The sequence below is a fragment of the Bradyrhizobium sp. WD16 genome (genome assembly GCF_024181725.1).
Lineage (GTDB): Bacteria > Pseudomonadota > Alphaproteobacteria > Rhizobiales > Xanthobacteraceae > Bradyrhizobium_A.
In genome coordinates this window covers 3,825,592-3,848,905 of sequence record NZ_CP028908.1, presented here as the reverse complement: position 1 = coordinate 3,848,905, position 23,314 = coordinate 3,825,592, and the positions used below count along the sequence as shown (strand labels likewise).

At 64.1% G+C, this 23,314-nt stretch carries 18 protein-coding genes; 6 read left to right on the top strand and 12 right to left on the bottom strand.

All coding sequences use genetic code 11. The features are described 5' to 3' along the window. Nucleotides 1-194 precede the first annotated feature (194 nt). The 9 genes from DB459_RS17730 to DB459_RS17690 all read right to left on the bottom strand — a co-directional run bounded on the left by DB459_RS17730 (nucleotide 195) and on the right by DB459_RS17690 (nucleotide 13,832). Complete coding sequence (locus DB459_RS17730; RefSeq protein ID WP_371926769.1) at nucleotides 195-1,448, bottom strand: flagellin; 1,254 nt, start codon at nucleotides 1,446-1,448, stop codon at nucleotides 195-197. A 299-nt stretch (nucleotides 1,449-1,747) separates the two neighbouring features. Continuing rightward, the gene (locus DB459_RS17725; RefSeq protein WP_253706584.1) at nucleotides 1,748-2,014 is read right to left on the bottom strand and encodes an RNA-directed DNA polymerase; all 267 of its coding nucleotides are present in this window, start codon (nucleotides 2,012-2,014) and stop codon (nucleotides 1,748-1,750) included. A gap of 444 nt (nucleotides 2,015-2,458) precedes the next feature. Next, nucleotides 2,459-3,712, bottom strand: coding sequence for a flagellin (locus tag DB459_RS17720; protein WP_371926768.1), 1,254 nt, complete (start codon nucleotides 3,710-3,712; stop codon nucleotides 2,459-2,461). Between the two features lie 611 nt (nucleotides 3,713-4,323). Beyond that, nucleotides 4,324-5,577: a flagellin gene (locus tag DB459_RS17715; protein WP_253706583.1), complete on the bottom strand. Its 1,254-nt coding sequence runs from the start codon at nucleotides 5,575-5,577 to the stop codon at nucleotides 4,324-4,326. Between the two features lie 287 nt (nucleotides 5,578-5,864). Further along, entirely contained in the window at nucleotides 5,865-7,739 is a 1,875-nt protein-coding gene (locus DB459_RS17710; protein ID WP_253706582.1) for a flagellar protein, read from the bottom strand. A gap of 15 nt (nucleotides 7,740-7,754) precedes the next feature. Then, the gene (gene flgK, locus DB459_RS17705; RefSeq protein ID WP_253706581.1) at nucleotides 7,755-9,629 is read right to left on the bottom strand and encodes a flagellar hook-associated protein FlgK; all 1,875 of its coding nucleotides are present in this window, start codon (nucleotides 9,627-9,629) and stop codon (nucleotides 7,755-7,757) included. A 48-nt stretch (nucleotides 9,630-9,677) separates the two neighbouring features. After that, nucleotides 9,678-11,495: a flagellar hook-basal body complex protein gene (locus DB459_RS17700; RefSeq protein WP_253706580.1), complete on the bottom strand. Its 1,818-nt coding sequence runs from the start codon at nucleotides 11,493-11,495 to the stop codon at nucleotides 9,678-9,680. 206 nt (nucleotides 11,496-11,701) lie between these two features. Continuing rightward, nucleotides 11,702-12,214, bottom strand: coding sequence for a peptide-methionine (R)-S-oxide reductase MsrB (gene msrB, locus DB459_RS17695; RefSeq protein ID WP_253706579.1), 513 nt, complete (start codon nucleotides 12,212-12,214; stop codon nucleotides 11,702-11,704). 211 nt (nucleotides 12,215-12,425) lie between these two features. Further along, a complete protein-coding gene (locus tag DB459_RS17690; protein ID WP_253713615.1) occupies nucleotides 12,426-13,832 on the bottom strand; it encodes an FAD-binding oxidoreductase in 1,407 nt (468 codons plus the stop codon). Between the two features lie 331 nt (nucleotides 13,833-14,163). On the opposite strand from DB459_RS17690, the gene DB459_RS17685 reads away from it, so the two are divergent. Both DB459_RS17685 and DB459_RS17680 read left to right on the top strand, forming a co-directional pair. Beyond that, on the top strand, nucleotides 14,164-14,709 hold the full coding sequence (locus tag DB459_RS17685; RefSeq protein WP_253706578.1) for a histidine phosphatase family protein: 546 nt from the start codon (nucleotides 14,164-14,166) through the stop codon (nucleotides 14,707-14,709). Nucleotides 14,710-14,782: 73 nt separating this feature from the next. Next, nucleotides 14,783-15,208: a universal stress protein gene (locus DB459_RS17680; RefSeq protein WP_253706577.1), complete on the top strand. Its 426-nt coding sequence runs from the start codon at nucleotides 14,783-14,785 to the stop codon at nucleotides 15,206-15,208. Nucleotides 15,209-15,217: 9 nt separating this feature from the next. Here the strand turns inward: DB459_RS17680 and DB459_RS17675 are convergent, their stop codons facing one another. Next, complete coding sequence (locus DB459_RS17675) at nucleotides 15,218-15,832, bottom strand: hypothetical protein (protein WP_253706576.1); 615 nt, start codon at nucleotides 15,830-15,832, stop codon at nucleotides 15,218-15,220. A 315-nt stretch (nucleotides 15,833-16,147) separates the two neighbouring features. Between DB459_RS17675 and DB459_RS17670 the strand changes: the two genes are divergently transcribed. From DB459_RS17670 to DB459_RS17660, 3 genes are all read left to right on the top strand, one after another. Then, complete coding sequence (locus DB459_RS17670; RefSeq protein WP_253706575.1) at nucleotides 16,148-16,537, top strand: hypothetical protein; 390 nt, start codon at nucleotides 16,148-16,150, stop codon at nucleotides 16,535-16,537. A gap of 886 nt (nucleotides 16,538-17,423) precedes the next feature. Beyond that, complete coding sequence (locus tag DB459_RS17665) at nucleotides 17,424-18,485, top strand: UPF0104 family protein (RefSeq protein WP_253706574.1); 1,062 nt, start codon at nucleotides 17,424-17,426, stop codon at nucleotides 18,483-18,485. Between the two features lie 67 nt (nucleotides 18,486-18,552). After that, nucleotides 18,553-20,532 carry a hypothetical protein gene (locus DB459_RS17660; RefSeq protein ID WP_253713614.1) on the top strand — a complete coding sequence of 660 codons (1,980 nt, stop codon included), beginning with the start codon at nucleotides 18,553-18,555 and terminating at the stop codon, nucleotides 20,530-20,532. Between the two features lie 270 nt (nucleotides 20,533-20,802). Here DB459_RS17660 and DB459_RS17655 read toward each other — a convergent pair whose 3' ends face one another. Beyond that, nucleotides 20,803-21,831, bottom strand: coding sequence for an NAD(P)/FAD-dependent oxidoreductase (locus DB459_RS17655; protein ID WP_253706573.1), 1,029 nt, complete (start codon nucleotides 21,829-21,831; stop codon nucleotides 20,803-20,805). Between the two features lie 185 nt (nucleotides 21,832-22,016). On the opposite strand from DB459_RS17655, the gene DB459_RS17650 reads away from it, so the two are divergent. After that, nucleotides 22,017-22,460: a thioesterase family protein gene (locus DB459_RS17650; protein WP_253706572.1), complete on the top strand. Its 444-nt coding sequence runs from the start codon at nucleotides 22,017-22,019 to the stop codon at nucleotides 22,458-22,460. 348 nt (nucleotides 22,461-22,808) lie between these two features. Here the strand turns inward: DB459_RS17650 and DB459_RS17645 are convergent, their stop codons facing one another. Continuing rightward, nucleotides 22,809-23,129: a 2Fe-2S iron-sulfur cluster-binding protein gene (locus tag DB459_RS17645; protein WP_253706571.1), complete on the bottom strand. Its 321-nt coding sequence runs from the start codon at nucleotides 23,127-23,129 to the stop codon at nucleotides 22,809-22,811. Nucleotides 23,130-23,314 lie beyond the last annotated feature (185 nt).

The window sequence follows — 23,314 nt, the reverse complement described above, 5'->3', positions numbered from 1 at the left end:
CATCTGCGTTGACGACAACGAATCAGGGCGGCGGAGCTTGGCTTCGCCGCCCTTTCCCATGCGGCCTTCGCGCGTCGTTCTTCTTCCCAGACACAGACCCACCTGAGAGCAATTCGCCCGGTTCGAAGCGCTCGATAACAAAGAAACGGCGGGCCGAAGCCCGCCGTTTTCCAATTCCCGGAGTCTTGCTGAAATCAGCGCAGCAATTGCAGCACGCCCTGCTGCGAGGTGTTGGCGAGCGACAGCGCCGAGGTCGCAATCGACTGGCGGGTCGACAGCGCCTGGCTGTTGGCCGCTTCCTCGTTGGAATCGGCGAGCGTCAGGGCGGACGACCCGGTCTGCAGCACGTTGATGATGTTCTTGTTGAAGTCCTGGCGGATCTGGACGATCGACAGGTTGGCGCCGAAGGCCGAGGCCTGCGACCGCAGCGTGATACTCGCTGTGTTGAGCCCCGTCAGAATGGTGTTGGTGGAATTATTGTCGATCAGGTCGGTGCCGGCGGTGAGCGAAGCGAGGCCGAGACCAGCCGGGTTGAAGGTCACGCCGGGGATCGTCGAGGTCGACTTTCCGGTCTCATCGAACACCATCTTCAGCGAGTCGCCATTGAGCAGGTTAATGCCGTTGAACGACGCATCCTGCGCTGTGGTGGTGATCTGGGTGATGATCTGGTTGTACTGGCTGACCAGCGAAGCGCGCGCGGTCTGAGATACCTGATCAGCGACGGCGGCGGTGACAACGTTCGCGGCGCTGGTCGCCGTACCGGAGATATCCACCGAGTTCGACGAGCCGGCGCCGGGAGCGGCCCAGGTACCGGTCTTCGTGATCGTCTGCGAAGCGGCGTCGTTGGTCGAGGTGAAGGTCAGCGAGCCGTTGGTGTTGACGCTGGCGGTCAGCTGGACGCCCGCCGTCAACAGGGCCGAGTTCAGGCTGGCGATCGAGTTGACATTGCCGCCACCGGCGACGTTACTGATGGTCAGCGTGGTCGTAGCGGTCGCCGAGGTCTTGAAGATCAGCGTCTTGCCCTGCAGCGAGTTGGTGCCGGCATTGGTCAGGTCGGTCGCGGTGCCCGGGGTCGCGAGCGGACCGGCGCCGGTCGTCGCATCGCTGGTGAAGGTCGCCTTGGCCGTATAGGCCGACGGCTGCTGCAGCGCCTGGTTGGCGATCGACTTGGCGGTGTCGACCAGCTTGGAGAGCGAGGTGATGCCGGTGTTGGCCGCCTGAAGCACCTGCACGCCGTTGCCGATGCTGTCGAGCAGGTTGCTGATGTCGCTGGCGCGGGCATCGAGGCCGGCTGCGGTGAAGAAGTTGGTCGGATTGTCGAGGGCGCTGTTGACCTTCTTGCCGGTGGCGAGACGGCCCTGGGTGGTCGCCAGCAGGTCGGCGGTGCCCTGGAGCGAGAGCAGGTTCTGACGGACTGCGGCAGTGAGGGTGATATGGGACAGAGACATCGAAACGACCTTTCTGGTGTAACGCAACAGCCGGCCTTCTTGGCCGCGCACGGGAAAACCCTAGGAACCGCATGGTCAACAAAAGATGAAACGGGTCGGGTCTTGGTTAATGCTGCGGCCGTTTTCGAAAAATCATGGTTAAAAATCGCCTAAAGTCGATCGAACGGTTAAGCCGTTGTTAACGACGGGATCTCGGACGACACACCGGACGATCGGCATAGGGAGCGACCTTTTTGGGTCGCCCCCCTGGCACACCACCCGGCATGCGGGTCCGCACCGGGCGGTTCGAGAAGTTGAGGTCATGAGAGACTGGGCAATCCCAGCCGGTCCGACCAGTTAAGGGTTAGCACAGCGTTGAGGAGCATGCCGCCGTTGCGCCACCAGCGACGGCTGTTGGCTGCCACCTGTCGCGCAACGTCAGGCTTGGCTCCCCGCACCAGCAATTCCCTGTACATGGTCGCACCGCGCTTCCACTGCTTGAGCTGGATGGCGCGCAGCCGATGACGCAGCCGTTGATGGAGCTCTCGCCAGACCCGTGGTGTTTGCGCCAGCCGGGCGTCGAACATTCTCTCTCGTTCGGCCGTTCGCCTGCGGGACGGCTTCGCAGCCTTCCCACCGATTACTACGACCTCGGCTGACTTCTCGCTCCGGCTCGACGCCGTCGCCCTTTCGGGCGTGAGGCGAGATCTCTCCAGGTAAGAACGCACTCCCTCACTGCACGACCGCCGGATCTACGCCACTTCCCCTTGATCACAACAGCTTCTCGGTTCACGGCCCGCTCGCCCTGGTCGGCAACGCCTTTTATCCGGTTCTTGTTCATCGGCCCGCAGTTTCGCTCCACGCTTCCTCCCCACACTCGGTCGCCCTCGCGCAGTTGCGCCTCACTTCGCTCGCTGTGATCAGCTCACGATGGGACTTGCACCCATAAGAGTGCGCCCATGCCTGGCGCACCAAATGAAAACGGCGGGGCCGAGGCCCCGCCGCTCCCAAATGCGATGAATGCGACGAGATCAGCGCAGCAGCTGAAGGACGCTCTGCTGCGACTGGTTGGCGAGCGACAGCGCCGAGGTCGCGATCGACTGGCGGGTCGACAGCGCCTGGCTGTTGGCCGCCTCCTCGTTGGAATCGGCGAGCGTGAGGTTCGACGAGCCGGTCTGCAGCACGTTGATCAGGTTCTTGTTGAAATCCTGGCGGATCTGGACGATCGACAGGTTGGCGCCGAAGGCCGAGGCCTGGGAACGCAGCGTGCTGCTGGCGGTGTTAAGCGACGTCAGTACGCTGTTGGTGGCGACGTTGTCGATGAAGTCGGTCCCCGAGGTCAGCGAAGCCAGGCCGAGACCGGCCGGGTTGAAGGTCACGCCCGCAATCGTCGACGTCGACTTGCCGGTTTCATTGAACACCATCTTCAGCGTGTCACCATTGAGCAGGTTGATGCCGTTGAACGAGGCATCCTGCGCCGTGGTGGTGATCTGGGTGATGATCTGATTGAACTGGCTGACCAGCGAAGCGCGCGAGGCCTGAGACACCGGATCGGCGACGGCGGCGGTGACAACGTTCGCGGCGCTGGTCGCCGTACCGGAGATATCCACCGAGCTCGACGAGCCGGTGCCGGGAGCGGCCCAGGTACCGGTCTTCGTGATCGTCTGCGAAGCGGCGTCGTTGGTCGAGGTGAAGGTCAGCGAGCCGTTGGTGTTGACGCTGGCGGTCAGCTGGACGCCCGCCGTCAACAGGGCCGAGTTCAGGCTGGAGATCGAGTTGACATTGCCGGCGCCGGCGACGTTGCTGATGGTCAGCGTGGTCGTAGCGGTCGCCGAGGTCTTGAAGATCAGCGTCTTGCCCTGCAGCGAGTTGGTGCCGGCGTTGGTCAGGTCGGCCGCAGTGCCCGCGGTCGCGAGCGGACCGGCGCCGGTCGTCGCGTCGGACGTGAAGGTCGCTTTCGAAGCGTAGCCCGACGACGCCTGCAGCGCCTGGCTGGCGATCGACTTGGCGGTGTCGACCAGCTTGGACAGCGAGGTGATGCCGGTGTTGGCCGCCTGAAGCACCTGCACGCCGTTGCCGATGCTGTCGAGCAGGTTGCTGATGTCGCTGGCGCGGTTGTCGAGGCCGGCGGCGGTGAAGAAGTTGGTCGGATTGTCGAGGGCGCTGTTGACCTTCTTGCCGGTGGCGAGACGGCCCTGGGTGGTCGCCAGCAGTTCGGCGGTGCCCTGCAGGGAGAGCAGGTTCTGGCGGACGGCCGAGGACAGGGTAATATTGGACAAAGACATGAGAACGACCTTTCTGGCGTTACGCAACAGGCGGCCTTCTTGGCCACGCACCAGGGAACCTGGGTCCAATTGATCAATGAAAACTGAATCGGGTCGTGAAGATGCCGCGATGCCGCCCGGCATCGGAACTCATGCTTTAAAAAAGATGAAGCCAGCGAGGCAGAACGACAGACCTCCCAGAGTTAGACGCGTGACCTTCGTGCCATACACTCGTCGCATCGACGGCCGCGCCTTCCGGGTGATATCGGGCTTCGTGGCCCCCTCGCCCAGATGCGGACGCCTCATATGCGCTGGCTGTTCGTCGAGCCGGCACTTTGCTTACAGCTTCCTTCAGACCCCGCCCCGCGACGACGCCCTTGCTGTTCGGCTACCGGTTCCCATCACCAGGGCCGCTAGTGCGGTGGATCTGACGCTCGTACGAAGAGTTCGCTGCAATACTGATACGAGCGTCAGATCCACCGCACTAGAGAACTCTCACCTCCAGGCCATCGACCGGACACCACTCCGGTCAAATCGCGCCAGTCACGGCGCTCCGCATCATGCCTGGCGCACCAAATGAAAACGGCGGGGCCGAGGCCCCGCCGTTCCCAAATGCGATGAATGCGACGAGATCAGCGCAGCAGCTGAAGGACGCTCTGCTGCGACTGGTTGGCGAGCGACAGCGCCGAGGTCGCGATCGACTGGCGGGTCGACAGCGCCTGGCTGTTGGCCGCCTCCTCGTTGGAATCGGCGAGCGTGAGGTTCGACGAGCCGGTCTGCAGCACGTTGATCAGGTTCTTGTTGAAATCCTGGCGGATCTGGACGATCGACAGGTTGGCGCCGAAGGCCGAGGCCTGGGAACGCAGCGTGCTGCTGGCGGTGTTAAGCGACGTCAGTACGCTGTTGGTGGCGACGTTGTCGATGAAGTCGGTCCCCGAGGTCAGCGAAGCCAGGCCGAGACCGGCCGGGTTGAAGGTCACGCCCGCAATCGTCGACGTCGACTTGCCGGTTTCATTGAACACCATCTTCAGCGTGTCACCATTGAGCAGGTTGATGCCGTTGAACGAGGCATCCTGCGCCGTGGTGGTGATCTGGGTGATGATCTGATTGAACTGGCTGACCAGCGAAGCGCGCGAGGCCTGAGACACCGGATCGGCGACGGCGGCGGTGACAGCGTTCGCGGCGCTGGTCGCCGTACCGGAGATATCCACCGAGCTCGACGAGCCGGTGCCGGGAGCGGCCCAGGTACCGGTCTTCGTGATCGTCTGCGAAGCGGCGTCGTTGGTCGAGGTGAAGGTCAGCGAGCCGTTGGTGTTGACGCTGGCGGTCAGCTGGACGCCCGCCGTCAACAGGGCCGAGTTCAGGCTGGAGATCGAGTTGACATTGCCGGCGCCGGCGGCGTTGCTAATGGTCAGCGTGGTCGTAGCGGTCGCCGAGGTCTTGAAGATCAGCGTCTTGCCCTGCAGCGAGTTGGTGCCGGCGTTGGTCAGGTCGGCCGCAGTGCCCGCGGTCGCGAGCGGACCGGCGCCGGTCGTCGCGTCGGACGTGAAGGTCGCTTTCGAGGTGTAGCCCGTCGACGCCTGCAGCGCCTGGCTGGCGATCGACTTGGCGGTGTCGACCAGCTTGGACAGCGAGGTGATGCCGGTGTTAGCCGCCTGAAGCACCTGGACGCCGTTGCCGATGCTGTCGAGCAGGTTGCTGATGTCGCTGGCGCGGTTACCGAGGCCGGCGGCGGTGAAGAAATTGGTCGGGTTGTCGAGGGCGCTGTTGACCTTCTTGCCGGTAGCGAGACGGCTCTGGGTGGTCGCCAGCAGGTCGGCGGTGCCCTGCAGGGAGAGCAGGTTCTGGCGGACGGCTGAGGACAGGGTAATATTGGACAAAGACATAAGAACGACCTTTCTGGCGTTACGCAACAGGCGGCCTTCTTGGCCGCGCACCAGGGAACCTGGGTCCAATTGATCAATGAAAACTGAATCGGGTCGTGAAGATGCCGCGATGCCGCCCGGCATCGGAACTCATGCTTTAAAAAAGATGAAGTGAACGCGAAGGAATCGACGCGATGTCCGCCGGCGTAGATCGCGGTTGCGCTGTCGTGGTTAACAATGTGGAAAATCGAGGCGAAAAAGACCGCGCTCGCGCGGCCCGCCCTGCCGAGGCGCTGGAAGCCCTCGAATTATCCGACCGGCAGGTACTTCACGAGCGTGAGCTGCGAGAGCATCGACGTCGTCTGGTAGGACGCCTGCAATCTGGTCTGGAGCGCCAGGATCTCGGTCGCCACCTGATCGGAAGAGACCGTTTCGGTTTGATCGACAAGATTCTGCAGCGTCAGCTGGGCCTGGTTCTGCCTTGCGCCGACGTCCTTCATCGAGACCTGCGCATTCGCCAGATCGGTCTGGATATCCGCAACGCTCTGCTGCGTGCCTTGCGGCGTCAGCCCCGATGCGACACGCTGGCTGAGCGCGCTGATCAGCGCGGTTGCATTCGGGCTCGTGGGCGAGGTCGTAACCACGGCGAAGGCGGCGACGGACTGCAGCGCGGAGCGGATCGCCTGTTCATTGGCCCGCACGCCATATTGAACCACCGACGTCTGATCGACGCGCGCGGTCGACGATGCGCGAGCCGAACCGCTGCCGTTTTCGCCGGTATACCAGGAGACGGTGTTCGCCGGCGTGCCGCTGACCAGGGCCGTCGCTGCATTCAACGGCGATCCGCCGACCCGCAACGACGCGCGAGACGCGGACACCGGGCTGCTGAAGCCGAGCGCCGAGAGGGCCGACGTATTCGAACTCGTGATCGTCAGGTCGGAGCTGGTGCCGCCGCGAAGCGTAATCGCGCCGCCACTGACCGTCGAAGCGGTTGAGGTTCCGGTGATCGAATCGATCTTGGCCAGCAGCGTCTGAATGCTGTCGTTGACGTTGAGCTGGTTGCCGGTCGCGCCCGAGGCGACGAAGGAGATCGTCGTGCCGTTGACGGTGAGCGTGTCGCCGGTGGCAAAATTCGTGGTCAGCGAATCCGTTCCCGCGGCGCCGGACAGCGCCGTGGCGCCGGTGATCAATGACCCGGCCTTGTTGGCGGTCACGCTGCCCGTGGACTGCGCCGACCAGTTGAAGAAATTATCGGAGGCAGCCATGGCCGAAGCCGCGACCAGCGAGGTGCCGGCCAGTGTGCCAATCGCGCCAGTGAGCGCGCTGTTGAGGTTCGCCGCCGTTGCCGCCGGCGTCGCCCCGATGGCAAAGCTCCCCGCCGGCGGCGGCGTCGCGCTCGAGGCGGTGAGCTGCACCTTTTCCGTGGTGCCGTCCGGCAGCTTGAACGAGAAAGTAACCTGATCGCCGTTGTTGGGGTTGGTTGCGCCGAGGGCGACCGAGACCACCGGCGGCGAGCCCGAAGGTCCGCTCACCGTCGCGCCGGTGAGCGATGACGTGATCCCGCTGAGCTTGAGGCCGAAGGGAGAGCCCGCGACATCCTCGGCCACCGATACTGAGGTGGCTGTGGGCGACGAGATGACGAGCCGCCCGAGACCGGTGGCGCCGAGATCCGCCTGGTTGCGCTCGGCGATCAGCTGCTTCAGTCCCGCCGCCGTGCCGCTGCCATTGAGGATATCGTCCATGGAGGCAACGGACGGCGTATCGATCGCACTGCCCGAAAACAGGTAACGGCCGCCAGCCTGGGTGTTGAGCATTTCCAGCATCGTCCGCAGCTGCAACACCGACGTCTGCTGACCGACGGTCTGCCCCGAGCCGTTCACGACGGCCCCGCCGCTGCCGGCGGCCGACTTCACTTGGCTGGCGATCTGCCCAAACGATTGCAGTGCGGTGTTGGCGGTGCTGATCGTGGTCTTGACGTTGGTAATGGTCGTCGAATAGGCGGAGAGATTCGACAACTGCGCTCGCGCGAAGATCGCGAACCCCTCGTTGACTCCCATACCCGAATAGACGTTCGACTTCTTGCCGCTCGCGAGCTGCGTCTGCAGGTTGTCGAGCTGGGCCTTGATGTCCTGGATCGACCGCCCGAGCGGGGAATAGCCGTAACCGACGCCATAGATCGCCATCTGGACCGCCTTGCCTTAACGTTGTGCCTGCAGCAGCGTCTGCATCATCGACTGTACCACCGACATGACACGGGCATTGGCCGCGTAGTTGTTCTGGAGCGCGATCAGATTCGCCATTTCGGAGTCGATATTGACGCTGGACGACGCGTTGAACTTCTCCTGCAGCGTGTTGACCACGATGTCCTGCCCCTGGGCGACCTGCTTGGCGTTCGCCGCCGCATTGCCCTGCATGCCGATGAACTGCTGCAGGTAATTGGAGATCGTGCCTTTGAAAGGGGATTTGGTCGAACCAAGGCCGGTCTGTGGCGAATAGGTGAAATTGCCCGTGGTGAGCTGGGAATAGAGAAAATCGGAGCGGGTCGTATCCCCCGCAGTGGTCGGCGGCGACAGACTGTAGACCGTGATCTTGGAGGGATCGGCAAGCAGCGCCTGATTGACGGCGATGCGGCCGGCAAAGCCGGTCTGCTGAGATCCGAGGCTGGAGACCGCGCCGGTATAGAGGCTGTTGCCATCCGTGAAGAGCGGCAGTTGCGGGTTGCCGCTGGTCAGGGACGACATCGTGGCGGTCACCGAGGCCGAATTGATCTTGGCGGCGCCGCCGCCGTTGTCGAGCACCTGCAGCACCGAGCCCGACGGGTTGGAGAACTGCAGGCCGGCCGAGGCGAAGGCGCCGTTGAGCTGCGACAGCACGGACGCCATGCCGCCGAAAAAACCAATGCCGATCACCTTGTCATTGGGATTAGACGCGGTATTCGGCAGCGGCAGCACCGAGGGATCGTCGACGCGGACGAGCGTGATCTGGTGCGGCGTGTTTGTCGCCGCGTCGGTGTAGTTGAGATTGATGGTGTTTCCGGTCTGCAGCCCGGAGAGGTCGAGCTTGAAGCCGTTCTGCGCGCCGGAACTCACTGCGGTGCCCGCGGTGGTCTTGTCGGACAGCGAGCTCGCCAGTGTCGAGGCTAGCTGATCGACCTGAGCCTGCGCCTGCACCAGGGTGGCATCACGCAGCTTGAGATCGGCGGCGATGCGACCCGAGGTGATGCCGTTGTTGGCGACGACATCCATGATCGAGCCATTCGACAGCCGGATCAACAGACTGCCGACGCCGGATTGCGCCGAATTGACGTTGTACAGGGATGTCGCGTTCAGCGGACCCGCGCTGTTGAAAATCAGCTGCGAGGTCGCATCCGGACCGACGAGTTGCATCCCGGTGCTGGTATAGATCGTCGCCTGATTGGTGTCGCCAACCGAGACGCGGATATCCATCAGCTTGGACAGCGCACCGATCGCGGCGTCGCGCTGATCCATCAGGGTCGCCGCCTGGTTGGTGGTCTTGTCCATTCCCTGGAGCTGCGAATTGAGCTTGCTGATTAGGGAAATGGAAGCGTTGGCCTCGGCAACCGAAGCACTGATGTCCTGGTCGGCATTCGAGCGCAGTGCCTGGATGCCGTTGGTGGTGGCGTTGAGCTGCTGGGCGAGCGACTGAGCCGCGGTGACCGCGGCGCTCCGCACCGTCTGGTTGCCGGAATTGGCCGAGAGGGCCTGCACCGCCGCAGTGAAATTGTTGAACGCGTTTTCCAGCGTACCGGCATTGCCGGGCGTGCCATAGACCCCCTGCAGTTGCGAAAGAATGTTGGAGATCTGATCCGCATAGGCGCCGCCGGCCTTCTCGGTGCGAAGCTGCGACTGGACGAAGCTGTCCAGCTCGCGGATGACGCCGAGCACCCTGACGCTCGAGCCGCTGTCGCTGGCGAACTGCTCCGTCTGGTTGAGCGAGCGCGCGACGTAGCCCGGCGTCTGGGCATTGCTAATATTCGACGAGACGATCGACATCGCGGCCTGGTTCGCCGACAGGCCGGTGATCGAGATGGAGAGGGCCGAACTGAGACTCATGGATGCGTGCCCTGGGTTACAACATTACTGGGTGCGGTGCCGCGGCGCTCACCGCAGCACGTTGAGGAGATCCTGCACCATGCTGTTGGCGGTGGTGATGACCTTGGTGTTCGCCGAATAGGCCTGCTGCGTCACGATCAGCTTGGTGAACTCGTCGGCGATGTCGGTGTTGGAGCCCTCCAGCGCCGAGCCGTTGATCGTGCCGGTCGCGCCGGCGATCGCCACACCCGACTCGTCGGTCGCGGCATAGGCACCGCCGTCGAGCGCCTTGAGGTAGTTGGTGCCATTGAAGTGCGACAGCGACACCGCCGCGAGATTGAGGTTCTGGCCGTTGGAGAAGGTGCCGACAACGAGGCCGGAGTTATTGACCGCGATCGACTGCAACTGACCGGCAGCGTAGCCGTTCTGGAAGATATTGTTGATGGTGGCGGTGCCGCCGGTCGATGCGTATTGCGTCAGGCCGCCCGAGCCGAAATTGAACGTCTGGGTGCCGAGCGACTGGCCGTCGACGGTGACACCGGGAAGCGAGATGCTCGATCCGCTCGGCGACGTCAGGGCGCCGCTCGCCGAGAATCGGAAGTTCGTTCCAGCATTGATCCAGGCGGTCTGGGTGCCGGTCGCGCTGCTGTTGGCCTGATAGAACAGGTTCCAGGTGTCGACATGCGGACTGCCGAGAGAGGAGCTGTCGACCTTTGCCCAGCGCAATTGCAGGTTCACCGGGGTGCCGGTGGCGTCATAGGCGGTGACCGCGCCGCCGCTGATCGATTCGTTGGTGAACACCTTGATGTCGTTGCCGATGACGACCCCGGCGCCCACCGTGCCGCCGCCGCCGCGAGCCTGCGTCGTCGGCGAGGCAAAGCCGAGGGCGGCAAAGGCCGTGGCGTTCGAACTCGAAATTGTCAGGTTCGAGGCAGTGCCGGTATGCAGGGTAATGATGCCGTTGGTGACGCTCGATGCAGTGGTTGCGCCGGTGATCGAGTCGATCTTGGCGAGCATGGTCGAAACGCTGTCGGTGACATTGAGCTGGTTGCCGACGGCGCCGGAGGCGACGAAGGTGATCGGCGTGCCGTTCACCGTGATGGTATCGCCGGCCGCAAAATTGGTGATGATCGAGTCGGTGCTGGCGGCGCCCGACAGCAGCGTCGCCCCGGAGATCTGGGTCGCCTGCTTGTTGTTGACGGTGCTGCCCGAGGTGGTGGCATCGGTAAAGGGAGGCGCCGGCGTGCCGATCACCAGCGGGTTGAAGCCGGCGCTGAAATCGGACGGATCGAGGCCGCCATAGGCTTTGAGGCCGCCGGCGGTCGCGGTGGTGCTCGCGACCGTCGCCGGCTTGGTCGGCAGGTTGGCGGCGTAGTTGATCGACGTGGTGGCCTGGGCCGGGATGAAGTTGTTCTGGAATTGCAGGACCTTGGGCACGTTGCCCGTGGGGTTGCCGGTCTTGGGGTCGACCGTGACGCCGAGCAGGTAATAGCCGGCGCCGTTGACCAGGTTGCCGTTGGCATTGAGCTGGAAGTCGCCGCGGCGGGTGTAGTTGGTGACGCCGTTGAACACCGGAATATTGTCGGTGATGCCGACCGGCTTCTGGACGTTGAAGAAGCCGTCGCCGACAATCGCCATGTTGGTGGAGACGCTCGAGCGGCTGACCGTACCCTTGGTGGTGATGGTCGCCTGGGAGTGCGCCGTCACACCGGCCGAATTCTGCCGGTTGGTCGCCGCCGCGGCCGGGACCAGATCTTCGAAGCTCGTGCCGATGCCCTTGTAGCCGACGGTCGAAGCGTTGGCGATGTTGCCTGAAATATTCTGCAGCGCGAAGGATTGGGCCTGGAGGCCGCCGACGGAAGTATTGAGCGCGTCGAAAATACCCATACAAAATCTCCAACCTTGCCTTGGGTGGCCGCCGACTACCGGTCAGCCATGGCTGCCGGCGGCGTCGCAAGTCGCGTGCCAGGAGATCGTGTCCAGTTATTTCAAAGGCTTAAGCGATTGACCGCCATGCCCGCGCCGGGACGCTTTTGCCGGGCACGGCAAGTTTTTCCCAGGTCGGGCCGACGCGAGACCCGCGCATTCCGCTTTCAAGACGCGGAACTGGCGGCGGGTTTGAAGGTCAGCGCGAGGCCGTTCATGCAGTAGCGCAGCCCGGTCGGCTTCGGGCCGTCATCGAAGACATGACCGAAATGTCCGCCACAGCGCCGGCAATGGACCTCGGTGCGCAGCATCATGTAGGAGCGGTCCTCGGTGGTCGCGACCGCATTGTCCAGCGGCTGGTAAAAGCTCGGCCAACCGGTGCCGCTGTCGAACTTGGTCTCGGAGGAAAACAGCAGCAGATCGCACCCCGCGCAGGCGAAGGTGCCCTTGCGGTGCTCGCCGTTCAGCGGGCTCGAAAACGGTCGCTCGGTGCCATGCTCGCGCAGGACATTGTACTGCCCGGGCGAAAGCTGCCTGCGCCATTCCGCCTCGGCCTTGGTGACTTCGAAATGCTCAGCCGCGGAGTTGCCTGCGGCGGATGCGGGGTCAGGGCGCAGCCAGCCCAGGGCGGCCAGCAGGGAGGCTCCGGCGGCGGTCAGCACCGAACGGCGATCGGTCATGGTCGGCAGCTCCGGTAGGATGTCGGGGCGAACGCGAACCGCCGGAACTTCCGTTCCATGGTCCGCTGCCATGGATACGTCGACTGGGGGCGCAAAGTTACACGCGGGCCGGCGCCGACGCTCACTTTCGCTTGATGGCTGATCACGCACGGAGCCGTCCCGAGTCAACGGTTCGATGCGCGTTTTTTGGGCGCGCGGGAAGCGCCGGGAGTCAGTCTACCCGCTCCGGCTGGCGCGGCCGGGCTTCGAGCCCAGGCGGCGTGCGCACCTCGGTGATCTGGCGGGGGCGGCGCGCCGCCTTGGCCGCGGCGATCCGCTCCTCCTTGCGCCGCTCGCGCTTGCGCGTCCGCTCGCGCCAACGCGCCAACGCCCCCGCCGCCGCGGCGCGACCGCGCGACCAGGCGATGATCGATTCACCGACCAGCCGCCCGGTGCGGCCGCCAGCCCAGACCAGTTCGAACGGCGAGAACAGCTGCCACCGATCATCACCGAGCTGGCTGCCGCGGGCGATCAGCTGACCCGCCATGGCTGAAGTGTTGAGCCCCTGCCGGCCGAAACCGCTGGCCACCCACACGCCGGGCCGCAATTCGCCGATTTGCGGCATGCCATGAACGGTATAGCCGCAGATGCCGCCGAATACCTCGGCAATCTCGACCGACCCGAGACCGGGATAGAGGGTCGCGATGTCTTTCTTGACGCGACGCGCGAAGGGGCGCGGCGAACTGAAGAAGCTCGAATCCCCGCCGGACCACATCAGCCGATTGCCATCGACGATGCGATATTGGGAGAGGCCCGTGCCGTCCCGCACGGTTCCGGTGAAGGCGACGGCGTCGGCCAGCCGATCGCCGAGCGGCGCCGTGACCGCCACCTGACGCCTGATGGGGAGCAGCGTATCGGACAGGCGCTGCAAGGGCGAACCAAGATGCGGTCCACCGGCAAGCACGATCTGCAAGGCCCGCACCCGTGCGGCCGGCGTGGCGATCCGCTTGCGGATGCCGACCAAGTCGAGTTCGACGACCGACGTCTCCTCGAAGATGCGAACCCCCGCCTGCTCGGCGAGCCTTGCCAGGGCGTGGATATAGCGTCGGCCATCGAGCTGAAACGCTTTTGGATAATGGATGGCGTGGAAATAGCGCGGCGTCTTCAACACCTCGCGGACACGCTCGACCTGCCAGCCTTCGACCTCGGTCCCGAAATCCTCGCCGAGCGTTTGCAGGCGACTGATCAGTTCGTCGCCGCTATCGACATTCGAGACTTCGAGCGCGCCGAAGCCACCGCCGAGATCGCTGACGCCGCTGTCGGCGACAGTTGCGACGACGTAATCGGCACCCTCCTGCGCGAGCCCCCACAGATCCCGCGCATCGTCGAATCCGACGCGTTCGATCAGCTCGGAAACCGGCAGATCGAAGCCCGGCATCACCGACCCGAAATTGTGGCCCGACGCGCCCCAACCGACCTGCCGGGATTCAAGCACGGCAACCGAGGCCCCGAGCCGGGCGGCTTCCCGCGCCGCAGTCAGCCCCGCCAGGCTGGCCCCCACGACGCAGACATCGACATCAAGTTCGAACGCGAGCTTCGGTCGCGGCTCCCGCGGCACGCTCCCCGCCTCATCCTGCAACGTATCGACGCTCTGGCCCGGTTGGCTCACCTGGTCCCCTGCTGCGGCGCGGTAGGACGTTTGGAAATCGGGCACTGGTTTGATCCCGCCTGTGTTCATGTTGTCATAGACCGCTGACCACGAGCTTGTCACCTCGCGAGGCGGCCTCCATCCACCAGGGTTGTCGAGGCCGCGAGGCGGCATCCCGTGCTTTGGATTTGGCCTGGAACCCGATAGGGTCTGGGCGCAAACCGGGGGCCGATTCAGCCATCGGCGCGAGGGCGCCCGGCAGGTGCGGTGCTGGTCGCTGCAAGGGCATACGAACGTTAGAACCGGGACACTAGACCGCCATATGCGCCGATTGCTGCTGATGCGTCATGCCAAGACGGAGAAGGACTCGGCCTCCGACAAGGACCGCGACCGCCGGCTTGACGATCGCGGCCACCGAGATTCCGCGGCGATCGGAACCTGGCTTGCCGACCACGACCTCCTGCCCGATCGCGTACTGGTGTCATCGGCGGAGCGCGCGCGGCAAACCTGGGACCTCCTCTCGCGCGACTGGCCGCAGCGGCCGGCGGAATTCCGCGATGACCTCTATACCGCCGACACGTCCAACCTCCTCACCATCATCCGCGAGGCCGCCGGCGAAGATCCGCACCGGCTGATGATCGTGGCGCACAATCCTTCACTGCATGAAATCGCACTGGCATTCACCGCCGCCGGCCCCGCAAAGGCGCGCGAGGCACTCCGCCACCACATGCCGACCGGCGCCGTGGCGGTCATCGACTTTGCGGTGGACGACTGGGGCGATGTCGCATTTCGCCGCGGCCGGCTCGACCGCTTCGTCACGCCACGCCAGTTGAGGGAAGGCGCAGGACGGGACATGATCGGCGAGTGACGCTTAGAAGCTCCGTTCGAGACGTCGCTGCGGATCATGAAGGGAATTTCTGAACCACCAGCGGAGGGCAAGGATGTTCAAGTCCATACTCGTGCCGATCGACCTCTCCGACACCGACCTCGCCAAACCCGCCATCGCCACGGCGGCGACGCTGTCCCGGACCTTCCAGGGCACCGTGCGGCTCCTCAACGTGCTGCCGATCACGCCGGTGATGCTGGCCGAATACGTTCCGGCCGATTTCGAATCCCAGCAACGCCAGTCATCGGAAGACGCCCTGGCCATCGTCACCGCGGAATCCGGAATCGAGGCGGCGCGCATTTCCACCGCCGTCCGTCAGGGCGGAATCTACCATGAGATCCTCGAGGAAGCGGCCGAAATCGGCGCCGACCTGATCGTGATGACCTCCCACCGGCCCGCCATGCGCACCTATTTCCTCGGCTCCAATGCCGGACATGTGGTGCGCTACGCTACCTGTTCGGTCCTGGTGGTGCGCCACTGATCGCAGCAGTCAAGGCAGCAACTCCGGCGGAATATCTGCTGCCGTATAGCGGCGCGGACGATTGCGCCGCAGAAAGCCACCGATCTGCCAGCCGAACAGCGCCGCGAAGCCGGCGAGGAACAGCATTCCCGGAAACGAGCCGATCAGCGCGGCACGAACGAACAACCCGGCGAGCGCAACGGCGACGAGGACGATGGCCGCCGCAGCGAACCCGAACAATGTCGGACTGAGCCCGGCCTCGAAAGCCGGTGTTGCGCCGGCCGCTGTCATGCGACGGTGCAATTCGACGATGAAACGACGATAATCGGCGTCCTGCGGCGCCACCAGCGCCGTGGTCTGCCACGTCACGGACACGATGCGAACGGACTGGCCGGTATTGTTGTGGACATCGGCACGGAAGCGACGCGACTGCATCGAGATCGGCCTGTAGCTCAGCCGGATCACCGTGATGCAGCGATAAGGCCACGTCTCCGCCCGCCGCCCAATGCGAAACGAAAGACCTTCCGCGCCCAGTTCGAACTGCCATGCCGCGCCGACCAGCGACGGCTTGTAGCTGTAGGATACTGGGCTCAGATCGGGGAATCTGGAATTCGGCAACTCGGTCGGCAAAACAAAGTCCCTCACGACGCGCGCCGCTTCATTCACGGCGGTAGTGCGGTGGATCTGACGCTCGTACCAGCACAGTGCGGCGAATCCTTCGTACGCCCGTCAGATCCAAAACCGCACTAAAATCATCATCGTGCCGGCATCCTTTCGTTTTAACGTTCGTACAGGCACGCGCTGCAAGCGAATACGAACGTTAGAACCAGGACACCAGCCATGCTATGACCCCAAGCTGCAGCGGCAGACAAGCCCGCGGCCGAGAGAGCCACAGTGGATCGTCAACATCAGAAGCCCGAACCAATCGTCTTCCCGCCGCGCCTGATCCTCGCCGCGGCCATGACCTCGGGCGTGCTGATCGCGCTGGCGGTGCACATGATTGTCCCGCGCTTCGGATTGGATCTGAGCCTGTTGTGGCGTTCCGAGACCGGCTATCTGATTCCGGCCCGGGCCGCGCTGGCATGGTGGGTGGTGGGACTCGGCGCCTTCGTCGGCGGCTATGTGGCCGCTGCGATGCTGGCGAGCGCCGTATCGGGGCAGATTCCGCTGCGCATGCGCCAATTCATCATCGCTGTCGCGGTCCTTGTGCTCGCAGGTGTCGGTCAGGCGGCCTCCGGACCCAGCGCAACGCCAACCGTCGCCGGCGGCGTGGCCGCAGGGCTTATTGCCCTCCTCCTTGGCGGCCTGATGGCGTTCTGCGGCGCGCACTTTGCCCTGCGCAAGAGCTGAACCCACCAGCAATTTCAAGCTACTAGTGTGGCGTCTCGCAATTGCCTATGCCCTTCGCGGCAAGCCCCTGTAGGCAATTGCGAGACATAAGCCGCACTAGCTTTTTGATTTTGCTAGTGTCCTGATGTCTCCGAATGACCGTGCGAGGGTGAGGCAAATGAAGCGGTAATTCGGAGACAGGACACTAGTGGCGTTAGGGATTTGACATCCGCTTCACCTGCCGGCGGCCAAGCGGGCGAGCGAACAGGACCAACGTCAGCGGTGATATTGCCGGTCATATCAATGACATGAGAAGCAGCCATGGACGGTAGGCGCGGGTCGCGCCTTGCTGGCAGCCCATCCGACTTGTGTCGACCATCGGACGGGAGTTGCGGCCTGGAACTGGCCCGCTGGATCGGGGGCTTGGCGGCTTCGCCCGGGGATCTGTAACGACGGCGCCGAACCGTATATGACCGTTGCCGTAGGGATCGAGGGGAGCCCTGTGGACATCGTTGAATCTGCCAGCATCCGTGAACGGCGGGGCCCTCCGTGACCAATTCAGGCCATTCAGGCCATGGCCGGTACCAAGGTGTGAATCTCGGACAAGATAGAGTGGAATTGAGTTGTGCAGCTCATAATACGTTGGCCGATCCGCGGTCCGTCTCCTGGTCGCCCATCGGGTTTCGCCGGATCCGGTTTTGGCACATTGGAGCCCCGTCGGCGTTGCCGCGCCGCCGGGATCGCGATCGGTTTAACCTTGTTCGCCTTCACCGCAGCAACGCCGTCCCGATGCCCGGACGAAGCCGTATTTTGAACGCGAGTTTTCGATTATGAATGCCGCCGCAGCCGCTTGTCCCCTGTCCGTTCAGCCGGCTTTGATGTATTTCGAACTCCGCCGGGAGGATGAATGGATCGACTGCTGACCGCGCTTAAACGCGGATTTACGGGACGGATCGGCTGGCGACGGCTTGGTATCGCCGCCAGCGTGCTGATCATTATCCTGGCGATCACGACCTTGGTGCGCATGCTCAAGGGCGTCGACACCGGCGTCGTCTTGAGCGCGCTGACCGAAAAGTCGCCCGGCCGGATCGCGCTGGCCGCGCTCTGCGTCGTCGCCGCCTTCTTCACGCTCACGTTCTACGACCTGTTTGCCCTGCGCACGATTCACAAGCGGCACGTGCCCTATCGGATCGCGGCGCTGGCGAGCTTCACCAGCTACACCATCGGCCACAATATCGGCGCCACGGTCTTCACCGGCGGTGCCATCCGGTTTCGCATCTATTCGGACTGGGGCCTCTCGGCGATTGACGTCGCCAAGATCTGCTTCATCTCCGGCCTGACATTCTGGCTCGGCAACATGTTCGTGCTCGGGCTGGGAATGGCCTGGCATCCAGACGCCGCCAGTGCCATCGACCTGCTGCCCTCGCCGGTCAACCGCCTGATCGCCATCGGCCTCGTCGCCGGCATCGGAATCTATTTGTACTGGCTGTCCCGCGGCTGCCGCCGGCTCGGCCAGAACGGCTGGACCGTCACTCTGCCCTCGGCCAAGCTGACGCTGCTGCAGATCCTGATCGGGGTCGTCGATCTCGGCTTCTGCGCCACGGCGATGTACATTCTGCTGCCCGCGCAGCCTGATGTCGATTTCATCTCCGTTTCGGTGGTGTTCATCCTCGCCACATTGATTGGTTTCGCCAGCCATGCGCCGGGCAGTCTCGGGGTATTCGATGCTGCGATGCTGATCGCCCTGCCGCAGCTCGGCAAGGAACAGGTCCTTGCCTCGCTGCTGGTCTATCGCCTGCTCTATTTCGCCATCCCGTTCGCGGTCTCGGTCTCGATCATGGGCTCACGCGAGTTATGGCTCAACGTGGTGGCCCCGTGGATCGAGAAGCGCCGGACCAACGCCCTCAATCGCGTCGCCGTGCCGCAACGGGTCGAGCCTCGTCACCGCCAGCACCACCCGGCCGAGTGAGCCCTCTCGCTCGCAGGCTGTCGGCATCCCATATTTTCGCCTCACGCGCGGCATTGATAAGATCATGATGATGCCCCGCCGTCCCACCCGTCTCACCTGTCCCACGACCCTGATCATCATCGCTGGCGCTCTCGCCGCCGCCGCGGGGTGGCTGCTGCCGACGCGCGCCGGCGCCCAGATGGCCCCGCCTGAGACGGGCCTTCGCATCAATTGGGAAGTGCGCAATCGCTTCCGCCTGTTTCGTGAGGAGCGCGACTTCCAGATCCATGTCGAGACCCTGCGGGCCGGCCGGATTCTAACCTCGGAGCAGACCCTGGAAGCGCAGAGCGAGGGACGCGGCTGGGCCCGCAACACCGTGGCGCGGCTCTGCATCGACCCCACCGGGCATGTCAACGAGCCGTGCACCCGCGACGGCGTCAAGGAAAGCTATCTCACGCCCACCGAGCATGCCGTGACAGTCCGGCTTACCGGTCCCGTGCCGGTCGGTGCTGTGTGCGCCTGGACTTTCAATGACGGCGATGGTCCACGACAGTCGACGGTCGATTGCGCCGAGCCGATAAATTTCCGTGCCCGTTACGGTCGGCCGACCAATGCCACCGTCGACCTCTCGACCGGCGGCGAGCCACCTCAGCGGCTCAGCACCGCGATCGAGGTGCGAGACCTCTTCATCGCCGGCCTCGGCGATTCCATCGCCTCCGGCGAGGGCAATCCCGATCGAGCGGTCGCACTCGCCGACGAGGGTTTCTGCTTCCAGTCTTATTTCGGCGGCCCGGGCAGCCAGTACTATCGGCCGAGCCGCGCACGCTACAAAGGCTCGCGCGCCTGCGAAGGCGGCGACACCTCGGCCGCCGGCTTGCGCGCCTGGCAGGCGTTGGGAGCGCAATGGTTCAACGCCGCCTGCCATCGCTCGCTCTACAGCTATCAAACCCGCGCGGCGATCGCGCTTGCGGCAATGTATCCGCATGTCGCGGTCACGTACCTGCCGCTGGCCTGCACCGGCGCAACCATCAGCGATGGCTTGTTTGGTTCGCAACGCGCCCGCGAATGCCTATTTACGCGCAACAGCATGACCTGCACCGGCACCGTCCCGGGCCAGATCGGAGAATTGCGCGAAGCGCTCGCGGCGGCGCGGCGACGCGATCCCAACCGCCAGCTCGACCTCGTGCTGCTGTCGATCGGAGCCAACGACATCGACTTCTCCGGACTGGTCGCCGATGTGACCGTCAACAGCACGACCGAGCGGACATTGTTCCGGCGCAGCGGGGTGCTCGGCTCGCTCGACGATTCCCGCTCGACGCTGCAGCACGACCTGCCGCAACGCTTCGTCAGGTTGCGCGAAGCCGTCAAGCCTCTGGTCGGAGGCGATCTCTCGCGCGTGATCTTCACCACCTACGGCAATCCGGCCCTCGCTAACGGCGCCCCCTGCCCCGGCGGCCCGGCCGGCTTCGACATCCACCCCTCATTCAACGCCGACCCGGCGCGGCTGCAGCGGGTCACGGCCTTTGTCGAGCGCGAATTCCTGCCCCAGCTGAAGAATCTGGCGGAATGTCAGGGTGGCATCCTGTGCCGCGATCCGAACGCCGATCGCATGACCTTCGTCGAGAGTCATCAGGCCGCCTTCGCCGATCATGGCTTCTGCGCCCGGGCAGCGACCGACCCCGAATTCGACCGGCAGTGCTTTTCAGCGCAGGGCGACAGCTTCACGAGCGATATCGTCGCCGCCTCGTCCCAGCCCCTCACCTGCGGCCGAGGCGCTAGTGAATTCCGCGCCTATCTGCCGCGCGCCCGCTGGATCCGCGACGCCAACGATAGCTACTTCACCGCGATGACTTATCCCCAGGGCGTGTCGAATTCGGTGCTGCCCGCCGACATCCACGATGCGACTTGGGGCGTACTCTCGGCGGTGTATGGCGGAGCCATCCATCCCACCGCGGAGGGCCATGCCGCCATGGCGGATGCGGCCCTGCCGGCAATGACCTCCGTGCTCGGGCTCGTCGGCGCCGAATCGCCGGTGACAAGCGAACCGCTGCCGATTACGCCACGGTGACGGGCTCATACCGCACTTACTGCCTCAACAGCTCCGGCTCTTCGGTCTTCAGCTTATTGTGAGACCATGCCGAGCGCCACGAGCGCGGACGCCTCGATCCGCTTGCGCATTGCACTTGCCGGCGAGGCGGTCCGCCATTCGCCGGCGTGAGGCGCGCGGAACGCGCCGCCACCTGCGGCGCGATCGCCGTCAAACAAATCGCCATCGCGGCTCCACGCCGATGGAGCATGATCTGATCGGAAAAATGACGCACACTTTCCGGATCGCGCCCTAATTCACGCCGAGCTTCTTCTGCAGGCTGGTCGACGATGTCGTGTACTGGAACACCAGACGCTTGTCCGGAAAGACGTAACGATGCGCCTTCTGCGCCATCAGTGCGCCCTCATGAAAGCCCGAGAGAATGAGCTTCAGCTTGCCGGGATAGGTGTTGATGTCGCCGATGGCGAAGATGCCGGGCACGTTGGTCTCGAATGCCGCGGTATCCACCGGCACCAAATTATTCTCCAGATGGATGCCCCAATTGGCGACCGGCCCGAGCTTCATGGTCAGGCCGAAGAACGGCAGCATGGTGTCGCATTCGATCGTGAAGGCCGTGTTGTCGTTGCCCTTGACCTGCGCGGCGCTGAGCCTGCCGCCATCACCTTCGAGCGCGGTAATCTGGCCGAGCTTGAGGTCCATCTTGCCTTCGGCCACCAGCGCCCTCATCTGCTCGACATTGTGAGGCGCAGCGCGGAATTCGTCACGTCGATGCAACAGCGTGACGCGCCTGGCGATGGGCTGAAGGTTGAGCGTCCAGTCCAGGGCGGAATCCCCGCCACCGACGATCAGCAGGGTCTTGTCGCGAAACTGCTCCATCTTGCGGACGGCGTAGAACACGGAGGAGCCTTCATAGGCCTCGATCCCCGGCACCGGCGGCCGCTTGGGCTGGAAGGATCCGCCGCCCGCGGCGACGACCAGCACCTTGGTCTCGAAGACCTTGCCGGCATCCGTGGTCACCTTGAACAACGGATCGCCGATCTTCTCGACGCTTTCCACCATTTCGTTGAGGTGGAAGGTCGGATTGAACGGCTTGATCTGCTCCATCAGAGCCTCGGTCAGGCCGTGACCGGTGACCATGGGAATGCCCGGAACGTCGTAGATCGGCTTCTCCGGATAGAGCTCGGCGCATTGGCCGCCGATCTTGTCGAGGATGTCGACGAGATGAACCCGCATGTCGAGCAGACCGAGCTCGAAGACGGCGAACAGGCCGCAGGGGCCGGCTCCAATAATCAGCACATCGGTCTTGATCGGCTCGCTCATGGGATCGCCTGCATCGCCTGTCGGGTGAGGGACCGGACCCGCGGCGGCGCCGCGGCCGAAACGATGCTCCTTGTCTAGCCAAGCGGGCCCGAGGGGGAAAGGGCAAAATCATGGCCCTTGCGATGCCCTCGCAGGTTGGGCGACAAGACGAGCGTGACCAGTCAACCGCTCCGGAGATCCGCGACGTGAATGTAAAGGCCCCGCCCCGGCTCGAGGACTTCCCGTACCGCCAGACCGACAATGTCCGTTTCGGCGATCTCGATCCCAATCATCACGTCAATAACGCTACCTACGCGACCTATTTCGAGACCAGCCGGGTGTCACTGATCCGCCATCCCGAATTTGGCCTGATGCCGAAGGGGCTGAGCTGGGTGTTGGCGCATCTCGCCATCGACTTCCGCGCCGAGGTGCACTGGCCCGGCGTCGTCGAACTCGGCCTTGCCGTGTCACGGATCGGCCGCAGCTCGGTGAGCTATGAACAGGTGGTTTTTCATAACGGCGTCTGCGCCGCCTCGGCGGCAGCGGTGACCGTACTGGTCGACCAGGTGAGCCGAAAGCCGACGGCGCTGCCGGACGACGTGGTGAAGAAATTCCGGCCATGGATGCGCCGCGAGGCCGCGATCGCATGATCATCGCCGCGCCAACGCGGAATTATGTTGAAGCCCCCCCCAGCGCCATTTCGAGCGGCAGAACATATCGGAGAGGTCGCGACATTCCGCGATCACCGCATCGTGGGAGCATAGCACCCGAAGCAATGCAAACATGACCGAATGGTCGCGCAGGTCGGCGGAGACACGGTAGAGCGCCTCGGCGAGCCGTCGGCCTACTTTTCTTGAGCCCGGCTCCCTGAAATGCCGGCGCCTCTGCATGACTCACACCGAGATCCCCCGCCCCTCTTCCGTGACGGGAAGCCTGTCATGACTTGGATAATTGGAGCCGCGAGCGTTGTCCGGCGTCGCGGCCTCGGCCGCCCTTCGTCAGGCCTGGCGCTCGGGGGTGCTCACCACCAGGCCGTCGAGATCCTCGGTGACCTTGATCTGACAGGACAGGCGCGAATTCGGCCGGACATCGTAGCCGAAATCCAGCATGTCCTCTTCCATCGGGGTCGGGCTGCCCACCTTCTCCCGCCACGCTTCGTCGACATAGACATGACAGGTGGCGCAGGCGCAGGCACCACCACATTCCGCCTCGATGCCGGGAATTGCGTTGCGGACCGCCGCCTCCATCACCGTCGCGCCCGCCTCGACATCGACAGTGCGCTTTTCGCCTTTGGAATCGACAAAGTTGATCTTGACCATGATAGCCCGTGCCAGCGGTGTGATTGAGGAGTCGTCCAAGTGTGGCGATTCAGAAATTCCCTTCATTCCCCGCAGCGAGTCCTCCAAGGGAATTTCTGAACCAAACCACACCAGTATAGTTATGATTCTAGTGCGATTTCGGATCTGACGCTCGTACGAAGAGCTCGCTGCAATGCTGATACGAA